Here is a 22,761-nt window from a genome sequence, read left to right on the forward strand (position 1 = left end):
GTCACCGGCCCGGCTCAGCGCCCCTCGCGGAGCCGGCTGATCGTCTCCGCGGTGATCCGGGCCTCGCTCTCGTAGTGCGCCAGCCCCCAGTCGGCGACGAGGGCAGGGTTGCGGAACGGCTCCCCGGGAGCGTCCCGACCGCCCAGCGAGTCCCGCACCGCCTGCAGCTGGGTACGCCGCTCGGCCAGCGCTACGGCGTACTCCTCGAGCATGGCGATGGTCTCGTCGATGTCGACGACGTGGCCCATCAGCAGCCGGAGCGCGACGGGGTGCTTGAGCACCGGGAACCGGGCGGGGGAGGTGCGCATCCATGTCTCGAGCCTCCGTCGTCCGGCCGCGGTGATCCGGTACCGCGTGGGCTCGCTGGACGACGCGCGCACCAGCCGCAGATCGGCCAGCCGGCCGAGCTCGGAGTACACCTGGCTCATCGCGGGCGACCGCCAGTAGAAGCGCAGCGTCGAGTCGGCCCGCTGCTTGAGCTCATAGCCGGTCAGCTCGTCGCCGAACGTGAGCAGCCCGAGCAGCGCGTAGGAGGTGACTGGAAGCTCTTGACCCATAGCCCCTCCAGCGTACTATTCCTTTTAGGAACAACGACTGGGGAGACCACCGTGGACACCATCTTGCTCGTCGGCACTCGCAAGGGACTGTGGATCGGTCGCTCGACCGACCGGCGCGACTGGGCCTGGACCGGCCCGCACTTCGACATGATGGAGGTCTACTCCGTGATGGTCGACAAGCGAGCCGGCCGCAAGCGGCTCCTGGTCGGTGCCTCCTCGCCCTGGACCGGACCGCAGGTGATGCGCTCCGACGACCTCGGCGCGAGCTGGCAGGAGACCAAGGGCGTGCACTTCCCGGCATCGGTCGATGCCTCCGTCGAACGGGTCTGGCAGCTCGCCCCGGGCACCGAGGACAACGTGGTGTACGCCGGCACGCAGCCCGGCGCGATCTTCCGGTCCGACGACGAGGGCGAGACCTACAGCCTGCTCGAGGGACTGTGGAACCACCCGCACCGCGAGCAGTGGGGAGCCGGCTTCGGCGGCCAGGCCTTCCACACCGTGCTGGCGCACCCGACCGACCCGCAGTCCATGGTGGTGGCGATCTCCTCGGGTGGCGCGTACCGGACCACGGACGGCGGCCAGACCTGGACTCCCTCCAACGTCGGGGTGCAGGCGGAGTTCATGCCGGAGGGTCAGCAGTACCCCGAGTTCGGCCAATGCGTGCACAAGATCGCCCGACACCCGTCGGCGCCGGACCGGCTCTTCCTGCAGAACCACGGTGGGGTCTACCGGTCCGACGACCACGCCGCGTCGTGGCAGCCGATCGAGGCCGGGCTTCCCGCCAGGTTCGGCTTCGCGATGGTGGTGCACCCCCATGAGCCGGACACGATCTTCACCTTCCCTCTGCAGGGCAGCGGGCAGCGCTATCCGGTCGACGCCACCGCGTCGGTCTGGCGCTCGCGCGATGCCGGTGCCAGCTGGGAGGCGCTGGCCAAGGGACTCCCCGACAACTTCTACGTCGGGGTGATGCGCGACGCGATGTCGGTCGACGACAACGACGTGGCCGGCCTGTACTTCGGCGGACGCAACGGCTCGGTGTGGGCGTCGGCCGACACCGGCGAGAGCTGGTCCCAGGCGATCGCGAACCTCCCCGACGTGATGGTGGTCCGCGCCGCGGCGATCTGACCCGGGAGTGCTCAGCCCGCACGCGGGGTGGCGATCTCGGTGGCCGTGGACCGTCCGCGGACCACGACGGGCGCCAAGCCCTCCCAGTGCGCCGCCTCGTCGGGTGCGGCCTCGAGCATCGTGGCATTGGCGAGCACCATGGCCGGGACGTCCTTGGCCAGGTCGGTGAGGCGTGCGGCCTCGTTCACGGGGTCACCGATCACGGTGTACTCGTAGCGCCGGGCCGCGCCGACGTTGCCGGCGACCGCGTCACCGGCGGAGACACCGATGCCGGCCCGGAGCTCCGGCACCGCCTCCTGCAGGCGTACGCCGAGCTCCCGCGCGGTGCGCAGCACGGCTGTCTCCATGTCCTCGATCGGCACCGGCGCACCCCACACCGCCAGCGCCGCGTCGCCCTCGAACTTGTTGATCCAGCCGCCGTTCCGATGGACGACCTCGATCACCACGTCGAAGAACCGGTTCAGCAGCGCGACCACCTCGTCGGGGGGTCGGTTGCCCGCCAGGCTGGTGGAGCCGACGATGTCGACGAACAGCACGCCCACCCGACGTACCTCGCCACCGAGCTGGACGCCGCTGGCCAGCGCGGACCGGGCGACGTCGTCCCCGACGTGCCGGCCGAACAGGTCGCGGATCGTCTCGCGCTCGCGCAGCCCGCGCAGCATGTCGTTGAAGCCGGCCTGGAGCACGCCGAGCTCGGTGGCGTCGTAGATCGGCACGTCCGCGTCGAAGTTCCCATCATTGACCTGAGTGATCGCCGCGCGCAGCGAGCGGACCGGGTCCGAGCCCGCCTTGGTGGCCAGCAGGATCGGGAGGCCGCCGGCGAGGAAGCCGGTCCCACCGAGGACGACCATGGTCAGGGCGAGCCGGGTTGTGGTGACGTCCCGGATCGTCAGCGACGTCAGCCCGGCCAGGCAGATGCCCAGGCTGATGATGCCCGACCCCAGGGCCCACGAGAGCAGGGTCCGCACCCCCCAGCGGATGCCGACCCGGGGCGGAACGCCGGAGGCCAGTGCCAGCCGCGCATAGGGCCGGAGCGCCCGCTCGGCGACCAGGTAGGCGACCGCCGAGTTCGCGAGGCCGGCGAGCAGCACGATCACCACGACCAGCAGTCCCAGGCGCACGGAGACGCGTGCATTGAAGGCGCCGAAGCCGGCCGCCCCCACGCACCAGAGTGCGGCCTGCATCACCGCAAGGCGTCCGGGCGCGCGCAGCACCGCACGTCGGTCGGCGTCGACGGGAGCACGGTCGGCGCGGAGCCAGCCGGTGGCGGAGCTCGTGATCATCGCGCCCCGCACCACCCCGATCACGATCGCGACGAGGACGTAGACCCCCGCCAGCACGAGGTTCTCCACGCGCAGACCGTCCTGGTGTGCGATCGCCGGCATCGGGACGACGAGCGCCGCCAGGCAGAAGACGATCACCGAGCCGCTGAGGTTCACCAGGATCAGCAGCACGGCGAGCAGCCCGCGCACCCACCAGAGGCTCGGCAGCCGCGGCATGCGCAGCCCGGCCGCGACGGTCGACCGCGCCGAGGGTCGGCCGCTCAACCACTGGGTCACGGCGGAACGGTACCGCCGCAGCAACTAACCTTCTGGACATGAGCGAACGTCCTGACATCAAGCCTCGCAGCCGCGAGGTCACCGACGGCCTCGAGAAGGCCGCGTCCCGCGGGATGCTGCGCGCGGTGGGCATGGACGACGACGACTTCACCAAGCCGCAGATCGGTGTCGCGTCGAGCTGGAACGAGATCACCCCCTGCAACCTGTCGCTGGACCGGCTGGCCAAGGCGGTCAAGAACGGCGTGCACGCGGCCGGCGGCTACCCGCTGGAGTTCGGCACCATCTCGGTGTCCGACGGCATCTCGATGGGCCATGACGGGATGCACTTCTCGCTGGTCTCGCGCGAGGTCATCGCCGACTCGGTCGAGACCGTGATGATGGCCGAGCGCCTGGACGGCTCGGTTCTGCTCGCGGGCTGCGACAAGTCGCTGCCCGGCATGTTGATGGCAGCCGCCCGGCTCGACCTCGCCTCGGTGTTCCTGTACGCCGGCTCCACGATGCCCGGCCAGGTCGACGGCAAAGACGTGACCATCATCGATGCCTTCGAGGCGGTCGGGGCCTGCCTGGCCGGGAAGATCACCCGCGCCGAGGTGGACCGGGTCGAGCGGGCGATCTGTCCGGGCGAGGGCGCCTGCGGCGGGATGTACACCGCGAACACGATGGCGTCGGTGGGCGAGGCGCTCGGGATGAGCCTGCCGGGCTCGGCGGCGCCGCCGGCGGTGGACCGGCGCCGGGACGGCTTCGCGCACCGCTCGGGCGAGGCCGTCGTGGAGATGCTGCGCCAGGGCATCACCGCCCGACAGATCATGACGCTGGACGCGTTCGAGAACGCCATCGCGGTCGTGATGGCGCTCGGCGGCTCGACCAACGCCGTGCTGCACCTGCTCGCGATCGCCCGCGAGGCCGAGGTCGACCTGACCATCGACGACTTCAACCGGATCGGCGACAAGGTCCCGCACCTGGCCGACATGAAGCCCTTCGGCCGCTACGTGATGACCGACGTCGACCGGATCGGTGGCATCCCGGTGGTGATGAAGGCACTGCTGGACGCGGGCCTGATGCACGGCGACGCGCTGACCGTGACCGGCAGGACGCTCGCGGAGAACCTCGAGGAGCTCGCGCCGCGCGCTGCCGACGGCAGTGTGATCCACTCCCTGTCCGAGCCGATCCACCGCACCGGCGGCCTGACCATCCTCAAGGGCACGCTGGCGCCCGAGGGCTCGGTGATCAAGAGCGCCGGCTTCGACGCCGAGGTGGTCACCGCCACCGCGCGGGTCTACGACCGCGAACGGGCCGCCCTGGACGCACTGGCGGCCGGTGAGATCAAGGCCGGCGACGCAGTGATCATCCGCTATGAGGGCCCGGCAGGCGGACCCGGGATGCGAGAGATGCTGGCGATCACCGGCGCGATCAAGGGTGCCGGGCTGGGCAAGGACGTCCTGCTGATCACCGACGGCCGCTTCTCCGGCGGCACAACGGGGCCGTGCATCGGCCACGTGGCGCCCGAGGCGACCGTGGGCGGGCCGATCGCCTTCGTCCGCGACGGTGATCAGATCACGTTGGACATCCCCAACCGCACCCTCGAGCTGCACGTCGACGCCGACGAGCTGGACGCCCGCAGGCAGGGCTGGGTGCCGAACCCGCCCAAGTTCACCAGCGGCGTCCTGGGCAAGTACGCCAAGCTGGTGCAGTCGGCCTCCCACGGCGCCATCTGCGGCTGAGCACGCCATCCCTTCGTCGACCGGCCCGCGGGCGATCTGACCACGAGCCGCCGACCGCGGCGGGTCCGGCCGTCGTCGGAGCCGAGCGCCTGAGAGAATCCCACCATGGGCAAGGTGTACGGCGGCCTCGACGCACGCCTTCGTGAGTTCGTCGAGGCCCAGCGGGTCTTCTTCGTGGCCACCGCGCCGCTTGCCGGTGACGGGCACGTCAACCTCAGCCCCAAGGGCGTCGACGGGACGCTCGCCATCCTCGACGAGCACACCGTCGCCTACCTCGACCTCACCGCCAGCGGCGCCGAGACCATCGCCCACCTCCGCGAGAACGGTCGCATCACGCTGATGTTCTGCTCGTTCGACCGCACCCCCAAGGTGCTGCGGCTGCACGGCCACGGCCGGGTGGTGACGCCGTACGACGACGCCTGGAGCGAGGCATCGGCCCCGTTCCCGCACACGCCCGTGGCACGTGCGGTGATCGTCGTCGACGTCAGTCGGGTCAGCGACTCGTGCGGCTACGGCGTACCGCTTGCCGGCGACATCCGCGAGCGTGACCTGCTGATCGCCTCCATGGAGCGCAAGCCCAGCGTCATCGACTATCGGGTCGAGAAGAACCGCGTCAGCATCGACGGCCTGCCCGCGTTCGACCACGACCCGGTGACGCCGTGAGGCAGGGACGCTGGTCCGCGATCCTGGTGGTGTTCGCGGCGTGGTGCGTCGTGCTGCTCGTGATCGCCGGCGTCGACCTGGCCTCGGGAGGCGGCGCAGGCCCGAATCCGGCTGGCCCTACGCCGACCCCCGCCCCCACTCACGCCCCGGCGCGCGCCCCGAGCGGGTCACCGACGCCCGGCGCGGGCCACTCGGCATCCACCTCGAGCCCCCGCGCCACGCCGAGCGCCGGCAGCTCACGGACGCACTCTCCGGTCCCGTCACCGCGCCGGTCACCCAGCTCGCCGAGCGCGTCGCCGGTGCCTGAGCACGTCCACTCCGGCCTGGCGCACATGCCGGCCGCGGAGGCAGCACCGGCGCCGCACCTCGCGCTCCCCGGCGGGCGGAAGAGGGTGTTCGACGGCCACGTCCTCGTCGCCTACTACGGGACGGCGGGCACGGGTGCGCTCGGAGTCCTCGGCGACGCCCCGCCCGACGAGATCTGGCCCCGGCTGGTGCGCGCCGGTCGCCCGTTCGCCACGCCGGGCCACCGGTTGCAGCCGGTCTTCGAGCTGATCGTCGACGTGGCCACCGGCACGCCGGGTCCCGACGGCGACTTCAGCGCATCGATCCCGCGCGCCGCCGTGCGCGAGTACATCCGGGCCGCCCATCGTCACGGTGCGCTGGTCATCCTCGACATCCAGCCGGGACGCTCGGACTTCCTCAGCAAGGCGCGGCACTGGGCGTGGGCGCTGAAGGACCCCTGGGTCGGGCTGGCGCTCGACCCGGAGTGGCGGATGGGGCCGGGGCAGGTCCCGGCGACGGTGATCGGCCACGTCCGGGCCGCCGAGGTCAACCGGGTGAGCGCCTGGCTCTCCGCGCTCACGATCCGCGGGCACCTCCCGCAGAAGGTGTTCATGCTGCACCAGTTCCGCACCGACATGATTCGCGGCATCCAGCACGTCAGGCCGCGACCGGGACTGGCCCTGGTCCAGCACGTCGACGGCTTCGGCACCCCCGGACAGAAGCTGGCGACGTACCACGCCGTCATCAGGCCGCGGATCTTCCACGAGGGCTTCAAGCTGTTCTACCGCCAGGATGTCCGTCGAATGAGCGCCAAGCGGGTTCTCCACATCCGCCCACGGGTGAGCTTCGTCAGCTTCCAGTGACGCCGGACGCGCGATCGTCCTCGCCGTGCCGATCCAGGTCGCTGGGTAGAGTCCGGCGGGTGCCGCGCAACGAATTCGACCAGCCGATCGGGACAGCGTTGCCACGGTGGTCCCCGCGCCTCGCTCCCGAGCCGGCCCGACTCAGCGGTCGTTGGTGCTCCCTGGTCAGCCTGGACGGGGCCGACCTCGACCGGCTGTACGACGTGCTCGCCGTCGATGCGCCGCCGTCCCTGTGGACCTACCTCTCGGGTGGCCCCTTCTCCGACCGCGCGGGGTTCGACGACTACCTCGGACAGCTTCGGGAACTGGGCCACCCGATGGTGGTGCTGGCCCCCGACGAGGTGGGGATCGCGTGCTTCCTCAACACCGCGGTTCAACACGGCTCGACCGAGGTGGGGGCGGTGTCGTGGGCGCCCGCACTGCAGCGCACCACCGCCGCCACCGAGGCGGTTCTCCTGATGATGCGGCACGCGTTCGACGACCTCGGCTACCGGCGCTTCGAGTGGAAGTGCGACAGCCTGAACGAGCCCTCGTGCCGGGCAGCAGTCCGGCTGGGGTTCACTGCCGAGGGCACGTTCCGCAACGCCGTCGTCTACAAGGGGCGCAGCCGGGACACCGCGTGGTTCTCGATCACCGACGCCGAGTGGCAACAGCTGCGCCCGGCGTACGACGCCTGGCTCGACCCCGACAACTTCGACGACTCGGGGCGCCAGCGTCGCAGCCTGGCGCAGCTGCGCGCGGTCAGTCCGCCAGCTGCTCGTCGGTGACGGCGGCCTCCTTCTCGGTCTCGGCGATGTGCCGGGCGGCCTGCTCCGGGCTGAGCCGGAACCGGTGCGCGAGCACGTAGACGACGACCGAGAGCACGAGCATGATCCCGGCCGAGGTCCCGAAGCCCAGCTCCATCCGGTTGCCGGCCGCCGGCTCCGGGAAGCTGCCGAGCCAGGAGATCAGGGTGACCCCGCCGAGCCACGGAACGATCCAGGCCGCGCCGGAGGGGAGCTCGAGGTCAGGGAGGCGCACCTGGCCCGACAGCATGAAGGCCCCCAGCAGCAGGAACCCGAGCAGCACCGCGACCATCAGCTTCCACACCACGTCCCAGCCGGACCAGTAGACGATCATGTTCGACGCCCAGAACGCGAGCACCGGGATGATGTGACCCCCGGGCAACCGGAAGGGGCGCTCCTGGTCGGGCTGCTGCTTGCGCAGTGCGGACAGCACGAGCGGCCCGGACGCGAACGACATCACCGTCGCGGAGGTGATGAACCCGACCAGTTGCTGCCAGCTGGGGAACGGCAGGAAGACCACCAGCCCGACGACGAAGGTCACGACGAGGCTGACCAGCGGCACGCCGCGGTCGGTGGTCCGCTGCAGCGCTCGTGGCGCGTTGCCGTTGCGGGCCATCGCGTAGGAGATCCGGGAGGTGATCGTGGTGTAGATCAGGCCGGTGTCGCCGGGGGAGATGATCGCGTCGATGTAGAGCAGGACCGCCAGCCAGCCCAGCCCCAGCAGGGTGGCGAGGGAGGCGAGCGGGCCGAAGTCGCCGCCGTACGACAGGCTGCCCCATGCCCCCGCCTTGGTGAGGATGCTCGGGTCGAGCGCCGCGATGAAGGCGACCTGCAGCAGCACGTAGAGCACGCCGGTGATCAGGACCGAGCCGATCACCGCCAGCGGTACGTTGCGCCGCGGGTTGTCGGTCTCCCCGGCGAGCTCGATGCCCTGTCGGAAGCCGAGGTAGGAGAAGACGATGCCGCCCGTGGCGATCGCACTGAACACGCCGTGCCAGCCATAGGGGCGGTACCCGAGCTGGGTGAAGTTGTGAGCGTGGAACGCGGTCGCCAGGAACGCGATCACGACCAGGGTGATCATGAACAGCTTCCAGCCGACCAGGACGTTGTTGATCCGCGCGAACCAGCGGATCCCGAAGTAGTTCACCACCACGAACACGGCCATCAGGACCACCGCGGTCACGTAGCCCAACGCGGTCAGGGTGTGCACGTCGACCGGCTGCTTGGTGCCGCACGCGGCGACGCAGTGGGTATGGGTGAACGGGGCGTACTTGGTCGCGTACTGGAGCGCGCCCTCGACCTCGATCGGCGCGGTAGTGGCCACCGCCACCCAGGTGATCCAGCCGGTGGTGTAGCTGGCGAAGGACCCGAAGGACATGTGGGGGTAGCGCACCACTCCGCCGGAGAGCGGGAACATCGTGCCCAGCTCGGCGTACACCAGGGCGATCAGCAGGATCATCACCCCGCCGAGCGCCCAGGAGATCATCGCTGCCGGGCCGGCCTGCTTCGCCGAGTTGAGCGCTCCGAAGAGCCATCCCGAGCCGATGATCGACCCGACGCTGGCGAACAGCAGGCCGGTGACGCCGATGTGCCGCCGTAGTCGCGGCTCGTCCGCCGCCTCTGTCGTCCTTGTCGTCATGGGCAACCAACCTGTCACAGTCCCCGCCCCCGGGGTCAAGCCCGCGTTTCGGCGTCGACAACCGTTGACAGCGCCGCGGGATCGTGCCTGTAATGCCGGGGGCGACCAGCCCGACCACTCCTCTTCTCGGGGGACACCATGAGGAAGATCCGTGTCGTCGCGACCGTCGGCGCACTTGCCTGCACCGCGTCGATGCTCCAGACAGCCGCCTACGGCACGGTCGTGGCCGACAGCCCGGCGTGCCGGCCGACGATCCCGTCGACGACGTCCGTGCGGGCGCAGCCCGACCACGTCGTCGTGGCACGCCGCGGCCACCGGGTGCCGGGCGCCTACGTGCGCGTGCGCCTGGTCCCCTACGGGAGCTCGTCGAGCACGCATCCGCCGGTCATCGCCGAGGGCTTCACCGACGCCCGCGGTGTCTTCGGCTTCGACCTCGCCGACCACGTCAAGGCCCGACGGATGGCGCGCCGCGCAGCCGGCCACGCGGTCAACCTGCAGCTCAGTGCGTTGACCGCACGGGGCGCCCGAGTCGGAGCCGGCAACGAAGTGTGGTCGCTGCACGGTCGACACCGGGCCCGGCTGCCGCTGCGGTACGCCGTACCGGCCGCTCGTCGAACCGCCCCGGACTCCTCAGCGCGGCTGGCGATGACGAGCACCGCGGTCGACCGCGACCTCGCCGGCGTGCCCGCCGATGCCCGGTCGATGGTGCCGGGCAACTACACCAAGCACACCGCGAGCACCACGCGGATGGTGAAGATGGCGATCCTGCACAGCTCGCGCGGCACCAACGTGAAGTTCACGATGGCCAAGGGTCGCGACACCAGGGTGCAGATCGCCTTCAGCTACGACGGCGGCGCGTGGAAGGTGAACGGCTGGGCCGAGGAGTCCACCGCTCGCGAGTCGACGCACTCGCGCACCTTCGACGGCGTCTTCAACCGCGTGATGCTGGCCAAGTACGTCTTCCACAAGTACCACCACTACGAGCTCGACTGCATCCCGTGCGGGTCCTGCTCGCAGTGGACCTCCGACTACTGGAAGCCCTACTCATGGACCGGTGGGCTCACCTACGGCTCGACGCGGCAGTCCCAGCCGTCGTCGATCCCCTCGACCCACATCGGACTTGCGCGTCGCAACGACACCTTCTCCACCTCGACGGCGAAGAACCACGAGTTCGGTGCCGGAGTCGAGCTCGCCGGGTTGGCTCTGAACGCTCAGACCGGCTACTCCTCACGCACCAGCATCGAGTGGTCGGCCAATGGGCACTGCGGACGCAACTACCTCGCCGGCAGCGGCGGAAAGTACCCGGTCAGCGCCCGAGTCATCTACGCGTACAGTCGCCGCTGCTGACAGACGAGAGCGACGGATCGTGGGACGGACGGCTCACATGGTGAGACCCGTGCAACACTGAGTTGAGCCCCGGCGGGAGCGAGGGGCATGCTGTGCGCATGCGTCTGGACATTCTCGTACGCACGCGACGCGCACGCTGACGGCCACACTGCCGTTGCACACGCGTCGACCCCTCGCCCGCCATCCGGCTCGAGGGGTTTTTTGTTGGGATCTTCTGGTGGTGAGGCGCTGCCGCACCACCGCGGGGCACGACCAGAGGTGGGACGAATGAGCGAGCAGGCCGATCCGTCGGCGGACGTGGGCCAGGGCACCGTCAGCGGTGCACAGAGCCTGATCAGGTCGCTGGAGCACGCGGGGGTCGAGCACATCTTCGGCATCCCCGGAGGGGCCATCCTGCCGGCGTACGACCCGCTCTACGACTCGCCGATCCGGCACATCCTGGTGCGCCACGAGCAGGGGGCGGGGCACGCCGCCCAGGGGTACGCCGTCGCGGGTCGTCGCGTCGGGGTCTGCATGGCGACCTCGGGGCCGGGTGCGACCAACCTGGTCACGCCGCTGGCCGACGCCTACATGGACTCGGTCCCGATGGTCGCGATCACCGGGCAGGTCGGCGCCGCGATGATCGGGACCGACGCCTTCCAGGAGGCGGACATCCGCGGCATCACGATGCCCGTCACCAAGCACAACTTCCTGGTCACCGACCCCGCCGAGATCCCGCGGACCATCGCCGAGGCCTTCTACCTCGCCTCCACCGGACGTCCCGGTCCGGTCCTCGTCGACGTGGCGAAGTCGGCGATGCAGGCCGAGACCACCTTCGCCTGGCCGACCGAGCTGAGCCTGCCCGGCTACCGGCCGGTGACCCACCCGCACTCCAAGCAGATCCGGGAGGCGACCCGGCTCATCCGCGAGTCGCGGCGACCGGTGCTGTACGTCGGCGGCGGCGCGATCCGGGCGCAGGCCTCGCGCGAGCTGAAGGTGCTCGCCGAGATGACAGGGATCCCGGTCGTCACCACGCTGATGGCACGCGGTGCGTTCCCGGACAGCCACCCGCAGCACCTCGGGATGCCTGGCATGCACGGCACTGTGGCGGCGGTGGCCGGCTTGCAGAAGAGCGACCTGATCGTCGCTCTGGGTGCGCGATTCGACGACCGGGTGACCGGCAACCTCGACTCGTTCGCCCCGGGAGCCCGCGTCGTGCACGCGGACATCGACCCGGCCGAGATCGGCAAGAACCGCGAGGTAGACGTGCCGATCGTCGGCGACGTCCGGGAGGTGATCGCCGACCTCATCGTCGCGCTGCAGGCCGAGCAGGACGCGGGCAACACCGGGGACTACGAGGGCTGGGTGAAGTTCCTGGCCGGGGTGAAGTCGCGCTACCCGCTCGGTTACGACACTCCCGCCGACGGCCTGGCTCCGCAGTACGTCATCGAGCGCCTCGGCCGGATCAGTGGACCGGAGTCCATCTACGTCGCCGGTGTCGGCCAGCACCAGATGTGGGCCACCCACTTCGTGCAGTACGAGAACCCGAACACCTGGATCAACTCCGGTGGGCTGGGCACGATGGGCTTCTCGGTGCCGGCGGCGATGGGCGCCAAGGTCGCCTGTCCGGACACCACCGTCTGGTCGATCGACGGCGACGGCTGCTTCCAGATGACCAACCAGGAGCTGGCGACCTGCACGATCGAGGGGATCCCGATCAAGGTCGCGGTGATCAACAACGAGTCGCTCGGCATGGTCCGGCAGTGGCAGACCCTCTTCTACGGCGGCCGGTACTCCAGCACCGACCTGCAGAGCAAGCGTGTCCCGGACTTCGTCAAGCTCGCGGAGGCGTACGGCGCCGTCGGGCTCTCCTGCGACTCCGCCGCCGACGTCGACGCGACGATCAACAAGGCGATGGAGATCGACGACGTGCCGGTGGTCGTGGACTTCCGTGTCCACCGGGACGCGATGGTGTGGCCGATGGTCGCCGCGGGCACGTCCAACGACGACATCAAGTACGCCCGGGACCTGGCTCCCGACTTCGAGGAGGACGATCTCTGACATGAGCGTGCACACCCTGTCCGTCCTGGTCGAGAACAAGCCGGGCGTCCTCGCGCGGATCGCGGGCCTGTTCTCACGGCGCGGCTTCAACATCGACAGCCTCGCGGTGGGGCCGACCGAGCACCGGGACATATCGCGGATGACGATCGTGGTCAACGTCGAGTCCTCGCCGCTCGAGCAGGTCACCAAGCAGCTCAACAAGTTGGTCGAGGTGATCAAGATCGTCGAGCTGGAGGACCGAGAGTCCATCGAGCGCGAGCTCCTGCTGGTCAAGGTGAAGGCCGATGCCGACACCCGCGGCCAGGTGCTGGACGCCGTCCAGCTCTTCAAGGCGAAGGTCGTCGACGTGACGACCGACGCGATCACCGTCGAGGTGACCGGCAACGCCGACAAGCTGGCTGACTTCCTGCGGGTGCTCGAGCCCTTCGGGGTCCGCGAGCTCGTCCAGTCCGGCCTGGTCGCCATCGGCCGGGGCAGCCGGTCGATCACCGAGCGGACCCTGCGGCCCGTCCCCGTCCCGGTCCCGGTCCCCGCCCGCAGGGCCTGAGCCGGCTGACCAGCGGCCGGCCAACACTCCCGTCGAACTCCACCGAAATCCGAACACACAGAAGGAGCCACCCGTGGCTGAAATGTTCTACGACGACGACGCCGACCTGTCCCTGATCCAGGGCAAGCACGTGGCGGTGATCGGCTACGGCAGCCAGGGACATGCGCACGCGCTCTCGCTGCGGGACTCCGGGGTCGACGTCAGGATCGGCCTGCAGCCGGAGTCGAAGAGCCGCGCCAAGGCCGAGGCCGAGGGGCTGCGGGTGCTCACCCCGGCCGAGGCGGTCGAGGAGTCCGACGTCGTCGTGATCCTCGCCCCGGACCAGCACCAGCGCAAGCTCTACGCCGAGGAGATCGAGCCCAACCTGACCCCGGGCGACACCCTGGTCTTCGGGCACGGCTTCAACATCCGCTTCGGTTACATCAAGCCTCCTGAGGGCGTCGACGTCATCATGATCGCGCCCAAGGGCCCCGGTCACCTGGTTCGTCGTGAGTACGTCGACGGCCGCGGTGTGCCCGTGCTGGTCGCGGTCGAGAAGGACGCCTCGGGCAAGGCCTGGGACCTCGCGCTCTCCTACGCCAAGGGCATCGGCGGCCTGCGTGCCGGCGGCATCAAGACGACCTTCACCGAGGAGACCGAGACCGACCTGTTCGGCGAGCAGGCCGTGCTCTGCGGAGGTGCGTCGCAGCTGGTCCAGTATGGCTTCGAGGTGCTCACTGAGGCCGGCTACCAGCCCGAGGTCGCCTACTTCGAGTGCCTGCACGAGCTCAAGCTGATCGTCGACCTGATGTACGAGGGCGGCATCGCCAAGCAGCGCTGGAGCGTCTCCGACACCGCGGAGTACGGCGACTACGTCTCGGGCCCCCGGGTGATCACCCCGCAGGTGAAGGAGAACATGAAGGACGTCCTCGCCGACATCAAGAACGGCTCCTTCGCCGAGCGGTTCATCAAGGACCAGGACGCCGGCAGCCCCGAGTTCGAGGCGCTGCGCGCCAAGGGCGAGCAGCACCCGATCGAGGCCACCGGCCGTGAGCTCCGCAAGCTGATGGCCTGGGTGAAGTCGCACGACTCCGACTACACCGAGGGCACCGCCACGCGCTGAGTCCGCGGCGGACTTTCCCAGGTTCAGAACCGAAGGGTCACGTTCACACAGGAGAGTCGGTGTGTGAACGTGACCCTTCCTGGGTGAAGTCGGCGGGTGACGAGCGCTGTGCCACGTGGGGCGGTGGCAGGCGGGGCCGGGCGCTCAGGCGCGGCCGGCGTACTCCTCCGCGGTCAACCCGAACACCTGCGACGGACCGTCGTACCACTTCTCCCGCACACCGAGATCCCGCATCCCGATCCTGCGGCAGACCGCCTGGGACGGCATGTTGTCGGTATGGGTGAGCGCGAAGATCTCGGGCAGCCCGTGCGCGAACCCCCGGGCCAGGACGGCGGCGGCCGCCTCGGTCGCGTAACCGCGCCCCCACGAGTCGGGGTGCAGGTGCCAGCCGATCTCGACCTCGTCGTGCTCGGCGTTCGGCAGCGTCAGCAGGATCACCGATCCCGCGACCACTCCGGTCTCCCTGACCTCGATCGCCCAGAATCCGCGTGGCGGCAGGGCCGACCGCCGGTGGTACGACGTGATCCGCTCGCGTGCCTCCCCAAGGGTGCGCATCAGCTGAGGCGGGCCGTCGCCGAGCCACTTGACCACCTCGGGACGGCTCTGGATGTCGAGCACCCGGGCTGCCTCCTGAGTGCCCCAGGGCCGGATCCGCAGCCGATCGGTCTCCAGATCCATCGCCGGGGCCATGCGTTGGGTCATGTCGATGCAGTCTGGCACGGTGGTCCGATGGAACAACGACTCAATGTGGTGACGCTGGTCGTGACGGACCTCGACGACTCGCGCCGGTTCTACCGAGACGCGCTGGGCTGGCGGCCGCTGATCGACGTGCCGGGCGAGGTGCTGATGTTCGAGGTCGGCACCAAGCTCGTGCTGTCCCTGTGGGCGGAGGAGCGCGCGGTCGACGAGATCGGCCCGGTAGTCCGCGGTGGCACGGCCCCCGTCACGCTCGCGCACAACTGCGGCTCGCCCGAGGACGTCGATCGGGTCCTGGAGGACGCGCGAGCGGCGGGGGCGCAGGTGCAGCCCGGCGTACGTCGCGACTGGGGTGGATACTCCGGATACTTCGCGGACCCGGACGGGTTCCGCTGGGAGGTGGCACACGCGCCGGAGGGCGTGGGCGGCCTCACCTTCCCCTGACCGGCCCCTGACCAGCCGTCGCGGAACAACCCGGCCGTCCTGCGGGTTGCCACGGACATGGAGATCGAGATCTGGTCCGACGTCGTCTGCCCGTGGTGCTACATCGGGAAGCGCCGCCTGGAGAAGGCGTTGGCCGGCTTCGAGCACGCCGACGACGTCGAGATCGTCTACCGCTCATTCCAGCTGGATCCCTCGGCCCCCACCGTGCCGACCGAGACCGTGGCCGAGGCGCTGGGTCGCAAGTACGGCGGCGGCGCGGAGGCCGGCCGGCAGATGGTCGACCGCGTCGAGGCGGTGGCAGCCGAGGAGGGCCTCCTCTTCCGGCATCACCAGTCGCTACGGGTCAACACCGTCGACGCCCACCGGCTGCTGCACCTGGCGCGTGAGGAAGGACGCCAGGCGGACCTGAAGGAGGCGCTTCTGTCGGCGTACTTCGTGGAGACCGAGAACGTCGCCGACCACGAGACCCTGGCGCGGATCGCGGTCGGGGTCGGCCTTGACGAGGGCCGGATCCGTGCGGTGCTGGCAAGCGACGAGTACGCCGACGACGTCGAGGCGGACATCCGCGAGGCGGCGTCGCTGGGCGCCACGGGCGTGCCGTTCTTCGTGGTCGACCGCAAGTACGGCGTCTCCGGCGCCCAGCCCGCCGAGGTGTTCGGTCAGGTCCTCGAGCGGGCCTGGTCGGAGGCGCATCCGGTGCTGCAGATGACGAACGGTGCGGACGCCTGCGGCCCGGACGGCTGCGCGATCTGAGCAGACCGCGCAGGCCCGGGCCGCAGGGCAGGTCAGCCCAGTGACGTCACGAAGTCCGGGTGGGCCTTGAGCCACTCGTCGACCCCGGCAGCAGGGTCGCCCTTGTGCTTGACCAGGACGGACTGCTCGAGCGACCCCAGCTCCTTGTCACCCATGTGGAACTTCTTCACCATGGCGTCGACCGTCGGGAAGTCCTTCGCAAAGCTGCCGGTGCCCACGGCGTGGAGGCTGTCGGGCTTGCCCATCGCGCCCTTCGGGTCGGTGAGGTCCCTGATCGGGAACGCGTTGTAGGCCCAGTGCGGGCGCCACAGGGTCACGACCACGGGCTTCTTCGCGGCGATGTCCTTCTTCAACGTGGCCAGCATCGCCGGGGTCGAGGACGTCTTCAGGCTCCAGTCGCCCAACCCGTACTTCGGCATCATCGAGCCCTTGGTCACCCGGGTCAGCCCGGCTCCCGGCTCGATGCCGATGATGGTCTTGTCGAACTCCGCGCCGTGGGACCGCAGTTCCGCCATCGACTTCACGTCCACGTAGTTCGGCACTGCGATGGTCAACGGTGCGTGGTCGTACCAGGTGCTGATATCGGTGAGGTCGTGGCCGTACTTGTCCCAGTACGTCTTGTGCGTGGACGGCAGCCAAGCGTCGAAGAACAGGTCGAGGCTGCCCTTGTCCAGGCCGATGAACGTCGGCCCCGCATCGGAGACCTGCTGGATCTTGACGTCGTAGCCCTTGTCCTGGAGCACCTTCTGCCACAGGTGCGTGACGGCGATGTCCTCATCCCAGTTGATGTAGCCGATGGTGATCGCCTTGCCCGACTGGCCGCCGGAGCCCGACCTGCCGGTCTCGCTGTTGCCGCTAGCGCAGGCGCTGGTGGTCACCAGCATCGCCAGTACGGCGGCCACTGCTCCGGCCCACCTGACAGTTCTCGTCCTCATCCTGGTTGCCTCTCTCTGGGTTCGTGTTCACGTCGGGTTCGTATCTGTTCGTGGATCAGGCAGCTGCGTGCGCGGTCTCCTCCGATGCGGGGTCGGGTTGTGCCGTGTCGTGCGTGGGCCGCAACCGGCGGCCGACGTCCTCGCGCAGCCTGGTGAGGAACGATCGGTGGCCGCCGGCCAGCCCCGCGGTGATGCGGTCGAGGTAGATGGCCAGGATGACCACGGACACACCGGAGTCGACGCTGAGCTTGATGTCCAGGGTCTGCAGCGCCTCGACCACGGCGCCGCCGAGGCCGCCGGCTCCGACCAGTCCGGCGATCACGGTCATCGACAGCGACAGCATGATCACCTGGTTGACGCCCGCCATGATGGTCGGCATCGCCAGCGGGATCTGGATGCCGCGGAGCACCGTGCCGGAGCGTGCCCCGAACGCCTGGCCAGCCTCGACCATCTCGGGGTCGACCTGACGGATGCCGAGCTCGGCGAGGCGAACCCCCGGCGGGATCGCGAAGACGATGGTCGCCACGATCGCCGTGGTCGCGCCGATGCTGAAGAAGAACATCGCCGGCAGCAGGTAGACGAACGAGGGCAGCGTCTGCATGAAGTCCATCGCCGGCTTGGTCACCACCGACACGGTGCGCGACTTCGCCGCGATGATGCCCAAGGGGATGGACACGAGCACGGCCACGACGCTGGCGAAGACGACCAGGGCAAGGGTGTCCATCGCATTGGACCACTGGTCGAACGAGTCGATCAGCAGCAGGCCCGCAGCGGAGAGCACGGCGGCCAGCAGGCCGCGGGCGAGGAGGGCGATCACGGCCAGGACGATCACGACGGCCACGATCGGCAGTGACTGGAGCAGGTCCTGGATCCACGCCACGCTCTGGTTGATGCCGTTGGCGATGCCGCCGAAGAAGCCGCTCCAGTGGTGGGTGAGCCACTCGACGAGGCTGTTGATCCAGTCTCCGAGGCGGTTGCGGGGGACGAGGTTGAGCAGGGTGAAGATGTCAGACATGGGCGGTCTCCTCCGGCGTGGAGTCGGTCGGGGCGTCGTCCGCCCCCGTGCGATCCGAGGGCTCGGTCTGCTCGCCGAGGGCGGACAGCAGGGTCACTCGGGGGATCACCCCGAGCAGGCGCCTGTCGCCGTCGACGACCGGGAGCGGCAGCAGCGTCTCGGCCGACGGCGTGAACAGCTCGGAGAGCGGTGTGTCGGCCGGCACCGCCATGGTGATCGGCTCGGTCACGGGCTTGATCGTCTGGGCGTCGAGATCACCAGCCACCCTGTGCTCCATCACGTAGCCGATGAGCTCCCGGGAGCGGCTGGTGACATAGAGGCCGCGCTGCTGGTGCTCGCGCATCAGCCGGTGGGCGACCCGCGGCCCCTGCTCGCTTCCGAGGACAGCGACCGGTGGCTCCATCACCGAGGATGCCGTCAGGACCCGGGTGCGGTCGACATCGGCGACGAACCGAGCAACGTAGTCGTTGGCGGGGTCGGTGAGGATCTCCTCCGCGGTGCCGATCTGCACGATGCGGCCGTCGCGCATCATTGCGATCCGGTCGCCGAGCCGCATCGCCTCGTTCAGGTCGTGGGTGATGAAGAGGATGGTCTTGCCGAGCTCGTGCTGCAGCTCGATCAGCTGATCCTGCATCTCCCGCCGGATGAGCGGGTCGAGTGCGCTGAAGGCCTCGTCCATCAGCAGGACCGGGGTGTCCGCGGCCAGCGCCCGAGCCAGTCCGACGCGCTGGCGCATCCCGCCGGAGAGCTCGTCGGGTCGGTAGTCGTCCCAGCCCTTGAGCCCGCACATCTCCAACGCGCGGCTGGCGCGCTCGCGGCGCTCGTCCTTCGGCACGCCCTTGATCTCCAGCCCGTAGGCGGCGTTCTCGACAACGCTCCGGTGCGGGAGCAGGGCGAAGTGCTGGAAGACCATGCTGATCTTGTCGCGCCGGGCGGCCCGCAGCTGGGCGGGCTTCATCGCGGTGAGGTTGTCGCCGTACACCTCGACGTGGCCGGAGGTGGGCTCGTGCAGCCCGTTCACCATCCGGATCAGGGTGGACTTCCCCGAGCCGGACAGGCCCATCACGACGAAGATCTCACCCTCCTCGACGGTGAACGACGCGTCGATCACCGCGGCTGTGAGTCCGCTGCTGCGCAGGTCCTCGGTGCTGGCGCCGGCCTCGAGCCGGTCCACTCCGTCCCGTCCGCGGCGGCCGAAGATCTTGTAGAGATGACGCGCCTCGATGGCTGGCACAGGTGCCCCCTTGTCTTTGGTCTGCGTGGTTGTCCCGGGCGCGAGACGGACCAAGCGGACAGCGCCCCGAGACGCTCCAACCCATCACAGATGGGGGCGAGGAGACAAACTTCCGGTACGTCGCGTGCCGTAAGTCTCGTCATTTTGCATGATCATGCATAGTCCTGCATACTTCATCTCGTGTCCAAGGTCCTCACCTCTCTGCCCGTCGGCGAGCGCGTCGGCATCGCCTTCTCCGGAGGGCTCGACACCTCCGTCGCGGTCGCGTGGATGCGCGATAAGGGGGCCGTTCCCTGCACCTACACCGCCGACATCGGCCAGTACGACGAGCCCGACATCGCCGGCGTACCGTCGCGAGCCCGGCAGTACGGCGCGGAGATCGCCCGGCATGTCGACTGCAAGCCGCCGTTGGTCGAGGAGGGGCTGGCCGCGCTCGCCTGTGGTGCCTTCCACATCCGCAGTGCCGGCCGCGCTTACTTCAACACCACCCCGCTCGGCCGGGCCGTCACCGGGACCCTGCTCGTGCGGGCGATGCACGCCGACGGCGTCGACATCTGGGGCGACGGCTCCACCTTCAAGGGCAATGACATCGAGCGGTTCTACCGCTACGGGCTGCTCGCCAATCCCAACCTGCGGATCTACAAGCCCTGGCTGGACGCGGACTTCGTCACCGAGCTCGGTGGTCGCAAGGAGATGTCGGAGTGGCTGGTCGCGCATGACCTGCCGTACCGCGACAGCACGGAGAAGGCCTACTCCACCGATGCCAACATCTGGGGCGCCACCCACGAAGCGAAGACGCTGGAGCATCTCGACGTGTCGTTGGAGACGGTCGAGCCGATCATGGGAGTCAAGTTCTGGGACCCCTCGGTCCACATCGACGTCGAGGACGTCACGATCGGCTTCGAGCAGGGTCGACCGACCTCCGTCAACGGGGAGCGGTTCGGGTCCGGCGTGGACCTGGTGCTGGCGGCCAACGCGATCGGGGGCCGGCACGGGCTGGGGATGTCCGACCAGATCGAGAACCGGATCATCGAGGCGAAGTCACGCGGCATCTACGAGGCCCCCGGCATGGCTCTGCTGTGGATCGCCTACGAGCGACTGCTCAACGCGATCCACAACGAGGACACCATCGCGAACTACCACGCCGAGGGCCGGCGGCTCGGCCGGTTGCTCTACGAGGGCAGGTGGCTCGACCCGCAGGCGCTGATGCTGCGCGAGTCGATCCAGCGTTGGATCGCCTCCGTCGTCACCGGTGAGGTCACCCTGCGGCTGCGTCGCGGTGAGGACTACTCGGTACTGCGCACCGACGGGCCGGCGCTGTCCTACCACCCCGACAAGCTGTCGATGGAGCGGACCGAGTCCGCAGCCTTCGGGCCGACCGACCGGATCGGCCAGCTGACCATGCGCAACCTCGACATCGCCGACTCGCGTTCGCTGCTGGAGCAGTACGCCGGGCAGCCGGTCCACCAGGGCCAGGTGCTCGTCGAGAACGGGACCCTCTTCGGAGAGATCGAGCAGGGGGGCGGCGAGCAGATTGCCAGCAACCCCGCGGCCGCCGACGACCAGACCGTCGACGCCCTCGACTCCGCGGCCATGGAGCTCGGCACCGACTGACCTGCCCGTTCAGTTGTGCCTCGTGGTCCGGTGAGTCCGGGGTATGTGTCGGTGGCGGGACCGGCGTACGGTCCGATCCGGGATACATCCCCCAACTCAACGGTCGGTTTCCCCAAACTCGACGGTCGGTTTCCCCCAACTCAACGCAGTTGGATCCGCCGCTCGATGCCGACGTCGGCGAGGAACCGCTCGTCGTGCGATGCGACGAGGAGAGCGCCGCGGTAGGACGTGAGGGCGGAGACCAGCTGGGTGGTGCTGGCCAGGTCGAGTGAGTTGGTCGGCTCGTCGAGCAGCAGCAACTGGGGCGCGGGGTCGGCGAGCAGCAGCGCCGCCAGGGTCGCGCGGAAGCGCTCGCCGCCGGAGAGCGAGTGCACCGGTCGGTCGGCTGCTGCGGCGCGGATCAGGAACCGTGCGAGCCCGGCGTGCACCGTTCTCGGGGCGGCGTCCGGCGCGAACCGACGTAGGTTCTCGACCACGCTCAGATCGTCGTCGAGTATGTCGAGCCGCTGCGGGAGCAGCCTCACCGGGACCTTGACGTCGACGGTGCCGGACCGGGGCGCGATCGTCCCGGCGAGCGTGTGCAGCAGCGTGGACTTCCCGCTGCCGTTCGCGCCCACCACGGCCACCCGCTCGGGGCCGTCCAACCGCAGCGTCACCTGGAGTCCGTTGCGCAGCACAGCATCGGTGCGCAGCACCTCGCGCCGTCCGGGTACGGCGGTCTGCGGCAGATCCACCCGGATCTGGTCGTCGCGCACCCGCGACTCGGCCGCATCGAGTCGCTCGCGCGCGGCGCTCATCCGGGCATCGTGCACGTGCCGCGCGGACGCAGCCGACCGCTCGGAGCGGTTCCGCTGGAAGTTGATCTCCGCCCGACCGAGGCCTCCGGCGCGGGCGCTTCGGTCACCGACCCGACGGCGCTGGGCGATCGCACGCTCGGCGGCCCGACGCTCAGTACGCCGCCGGCGTAGCTCCTGGCGTGCCGACACGACGGCCTGCTCGGCAGCCGCCAGCTCCGCATCGCGCTGGGCGACGTACGACGAGAAGCCGCCCCCGAACCAACGCACCTCGCCGTTGTGCAGCTCGGCGATCCGGTCCATCCGCTCGAGCAGGTCACGGTCGTGGCTGACCACCAGCAGGGCGCCCGCCCAGCCCGAGACCACGTCGTACAGCCGCTCACGAGCCGCCCGGTCGAGATTGTTCGTGGGCTCGTCGAGGACCAGGATGTCGCAGCCGTCGAGCAGCAGCCGAGCGAGTCCGAGCTGGACCACCTCGCCGCCGGAGAGCTCGCCGAGACGACGGTCGATGACGCCGGCGGGAAGCCCGACGCGCGCCAGCTGTGCCTCGGCCCGCTGTTCGACGTCCCAGCGGTCGCCGATGGCGTCGTACACCGCCTCCGACGCATCACCCGCCTCGAGGGCGGCCAGCGCTCGGCGCACCCCGTCGATGCCGAGGTGTACGTCGACCCACTCGTCGGATCGTTGGGTGAGGTCCTGAGGGAGGTGGCCGAGCCGGCCGTGCGCCGCCACCGATCCGTGGTCGGGCAGCAGCGCACCCACCAGCAACCGGACGAGCGTCGACTTGCCGGAGCCGTTGCTGCCGACGAGGCCGGTCCGACCGGCTGGGATCTCCAGATCGAGGCGTTCGAACAGGGGCGTCCCGTCGGGCCAGGCGAAGTCGACCGCAGACAGCCGGACGGCAGGGGAGTGAAAGGTGGACAAGGAGTGCCTCGCAGGGGTGATGGGCGGGGACGGCGGCGGCACTCAGAGCTCCATGCCCTCATCGTCCGAGACGGCTCCCTGTTCTGCAACGCATTAACGGCTAGGGTCGGCTCACCGCC

21 protein-coding genes are annotated in these 22,761 nt (G+C 69.7%); 13 read left to right on the top strand and 8 right to left on the bottom strand.

Going from position 1 to position 22,761, the window contains the following annotated elements; genetic code table 11:
* Positions 1 to 14 precede the first annotated feature (14 nt).
* Positions 15 to 557, bottom strand: coding sequence for a PadR family transcriptional regulator (locus tag Q9R13_RS19035; protein WP_310962748.1), 543 nt, complete (start codon positions 555 to 557; stop codon positions 15 to 17).
* A gap of 51 nt (positions 558 to 608) precedes the next feature.
* On the opposite strand from Q9R13_RS19035, the gene Q9R13_RS19040 reads away from it, so the two are divergent.
* Positions 609 to 1,682, top strand: coding sequence for a WD40/YVTN/BNR-like repeat-containing protein (locus Q9R13_RS19040; protein WP_310962749.1), 1,074 nt, complete (start codon positions 609 to 611; stop codon positions 1,680 to 1,682).
* Positions 1,683 to 1,693: 11 nt separating this feature from the next.
* On the opposite strand, the gene Q9R13_RS19045 is transcribed toward Q9R13_RS19040, so the two are convergent.
* Positions 1,694 to 3,241, bottom strand: coding sequence for an adenylate/guanylate cyclase domain-containing protein (locus Q9R13_RS19045; RefSeq protein WP_310962750.1), 1,548 nt, complete (start codon positions 3,239 to 3,241; stop codon positions 1,694 to 1,696).
* Positions 3,242 to 3,279: 38 nt separating this feature from the next.
* Here Q9R13_RS19045 and ilvD point away from each other — a divergent pair, with 38 nt between their 5' ends.
* The 5 genes from ilvD (at position 3,280) to Q9R13_RS19070 (ending at position 7,540) form a co-directional block, all read left to right on the top strand.
* The gene (gene ilvD / locus Q9R13_RS19050) at positions 3,280 to 4,962 is read left to right on the top strand and encodes a dihydroxy-acid dehydratase (RefSeq protein WP_310962751.1); all 1,683 of its coding nucleotides are present in this window, start codon (positions 3,280 to 3,282) and stop codon (positions 4,960 to 4,962) included.
* A 105-nt stretch (positions 4,963 to 5,067) separates the two neighbouring features.
* Positions 5,068 to 5,625, top strand: a complete 558-nt coding sequence (locus Q9R13_RS19055) for a pyridoxamine 5'-phosphate oxidase family protein (protein WP_310962752.1) — start codon at positions 5,068 to 5,070, stop codon at positions 5,623 to 5,625.
* A gap of 40 nt (positions 5,626 to 5,665) precedes the next feature.
* Positions 5,666 to 5,932, top strand: coding sequence for a hypothetical protein (locus tag Q9R13_RS19060; RefSeq protein ID WP_310962753.1), 267 nt, complete (start codon positions 5,666 to 5,668; stop codon positions 5,930 to 5,932).
* Complete coding sequence (locus Q9R13_RS19065; RefSeq protein ID WP_310962754.1) at positions 5,925 to 6,773, top strand: hypothetical protein; 849 nt, start codon at positions 5,925 to 5,927, stop codon at positions 6,771 to 6,773. The genes Q9R13_RS19060 and Q9R13_RS19065 overlap by 8 nt, the downstream gene beginning before the upstream one ends.
* A gap of 59 nt (positions 6,774 to 6,832) precedes the next feature.
* Positions 6,833 to 7,540, top strand: coding sequence for a GNAT family N-acetyltransferase (locus Q9R13_RS19070; protein WP_310962755.1), 708 nt, complete (start codon positions 6,833 to 6,835; stop codon positions 7,538 to 7,540).
* On the opposite strand, the gene Q9R13_RS19075 is transcribed toward Q9R13_RS19070, so the two are convergent.
* Entirely contained in the window at positions 7,515 to 9,197 is a 1,683-nt protein-coding gene (locus Q9R13_RS19075) for an APC family permease (protein ID WP_310962756.1), read from the bottom strand. The genes Q9R13_RS19070 and Q9R13_RS19075 overlap by 26 nt on opposite strands.
* 138 nt (positions 9,198 to 9,335) lie before the next feature.
* Here Q9R13_RS19075 and Q9R13_RS19080 point away from each other — a divergent pair, with 138 nt between their 5' ends.
* From Q9R13_RS19080 to ilvC, 4 genes are all read left to right on the top strand, one after another.
* Positions 9,336 to 10,544 carry a hypothetical protein gene (locus Q9R13_RS19080; RefSeq protein ID WP_310962757.1) on the top strand — a complete coding sequence of 403 codons (1,209 nt, stop codon included), beginning with the start codon at positions 9,336 to 9,338 and terminating at the stop codon, positions 10,542 to 10,544.
* A gap of 267 nt (positions 10,545 to 10,811) precedes the next feature.
* Positions 10,812 to 12,584, top strand: a complete 1,773-nt coding sequence (locus Q9R13_RS19085; RefSeq protein ID WP_310962758.1) for an acetolactate synthase large subunit — start codon at positions 10,812 to 10,814, stop codon at positions 12,582 to 12,584.
* A 1-nt stretch (position 12,585) separates the two neighbouring features.
* A complete protein-coding gene (ilvN, locus tag Q9R13_RS19090; RefSeq protein ID WP_310962759.1) occupies positions 12,586 to 13,131 on the top strand; it encodes an acetolactate synthase small subunit in 546 nt (181 codons plus the stop codon).
* A gap of 73 nt (positions 13,132 to 13,204) precedes the next feature.
* The gene (gene ilvC / locus Q9R13_RS19095; RefSeq protein ID WP_310962760.1) at positions 13,205 to 14,233 is read left to right on the top strand and encodes a ketol-acid reductoisomerase; all 1,029 of its coding nucleotides are present in this window, start codon (positions 13,205 to 13,207) and stop codon (positions 14,231 to 14,233) included.
* A 144-nt stretch (positions 14,234 to 14,377) separates the two neighbouring features.
* Here the strand turns inward: ilvC and Q9R13_RS19100 are convergent, their stop codons facing one another.
* On the bottom strand, positions 14,378 to 14,935 hold the full coding sequence (locus Q9R13_RS19100; protein ID WP_310962761.1) for a GNAT family N-acetyltransferase: 558 nt from the start codon (positions 14,933 to 14,935) through the stop codon (positions 14,378 to 14,380).
* A 27-nt stretch (positions 14,936 to 14,962) separates the two neighbouring features.
* Here Q9R13_RS19100 and Q9R13_RS19105 point away from each other — a divergent pair, with 27 nt between their 5' ends.
* Both Q9R13_RS19105 and Q9R13_RS19110 read left to right on the top strand, forming a co-directional pair.
* Positions 14,963 to 15,373, top strand: coding sequence for a VOC family protein (locus tag Q9R13_RS19105; RefSeq protein ID WP_310962762.1), 411 nt, complete (start codon positions 14,963 to 14,965; stop codon positions 15,371 to 15,373).
* Between the two features lie 57 nt (positions 15,374 to 15,430).
* Complete coding sequence (locus Q9R13_RS19110; RefSeq protein WP_310962763.1) at positions 15,431 to 16,126, top strand: DsbA family oxidoreductase; 696 nt, start codon at positions 15,431 to 15,433, stop codon at positions 16,124 to 16,126.
* Positions 16,127 to 16,158: 32 nt separating this feature from the next.
* Here Q9R13_RS19110 and Q9R13_RS19115 read toward each other — a convergent pair whose 3' ends face one another.
* Genes Q9R13_RS19115 through Q9R13_RS19125 form a run of 3 tightly spaced genes read right to left on the bottom strand, consistent with a single transcriptional unit; the run spans position 16,159 to position 19,310 of the window.
* On the bottom strand, positions 16,159 to 17,061 hold the full coding sequence (locus tag Q9R13_RS19115; RefSeq protein ID WP_310962764.1) for a glycine betaine ABC transporter substrate-binding protein: 903 nt from the start codon (positions 17,059 to 17,061) through the stop codon (positions 16,159 to 16,161).
* Positions 17,062 to 17,116: 55 nt separating this feature from the next.
* Positions 17,117 to 18,076, bottom strand: a complete 960-nt coding sequence (locus Q9R13_RS19120) for an ABC transporter permease (RefSeq protein ID WP_310962765.1) — start codon at positions 18,074 to 18,076, stop codon at positions 17,117 to 17,119.
* Positions 18,069 to 19,310 carry a quaternary amine ABC transporter ATP-binding protein gene (locus Q9R13_RS19125; protein WP_310962766.1) on the bottom strand — a complete coding sequence of 414 codons (1,242 nt, stop codon included), beginning with the start codon at positions 19,308 to 19,310 and terminating at the stop codon, positions 18,069 to 18,071. Before Q9R13_RS19125 ends, Q9R13_RS19120 begins: the two co-directional genes overlap by 8 nt.
* 180 nt (positions 19,311 to 19,490) lie before the next feature.
* On the opposite strand from Q9R13_RS19125, the gene argG reads away from it, so the two are divergent.
* The gene (gene argG, locus Q9R13_RS19130) at positions 19,491 to 20,924 is read left to right on the top strand and encodes an argininosuccinate synthase (RefSeq protein WP_310962767.1); all 1,434 of its coding nucleotides are present in this window, start codon (positions 19,491 to 19,493) and stop codon (positions 20,922 to 20,924) included.
* 140 nt (positions 20,925 to 21,064) lie between these two features.
* On the opposite strand, the gene Q9R13_RS19135 is transcribed toward argG, so the two are convergent.
* Positions 21,065 to 22,642: an ABC-F family ATP-binding cassette domain-containing protein gene (locus Q9R13_RS19135; protein ID WP_310962768.1), complete on the bottom strand. Its 1,578-nt coding sequence runs from the start codon at positions 22,640 to 22,642 to the stop codon at positions 21,065 to 21,067.
* Between the last annotated feature and the right edge of the window lie 119 nt (positions 22,643 to 22,761).

This window comes from Nocardioides marmorisolisilvae, from assembly GCF_031656915.1.
Classification (GTDB): domain Bacteria; phylum Actinomycetota; class Actinomycetes; order Propionibacteriales; family Nocardioidaceae; genus Marmoricola; species Marmoricola terrisoli.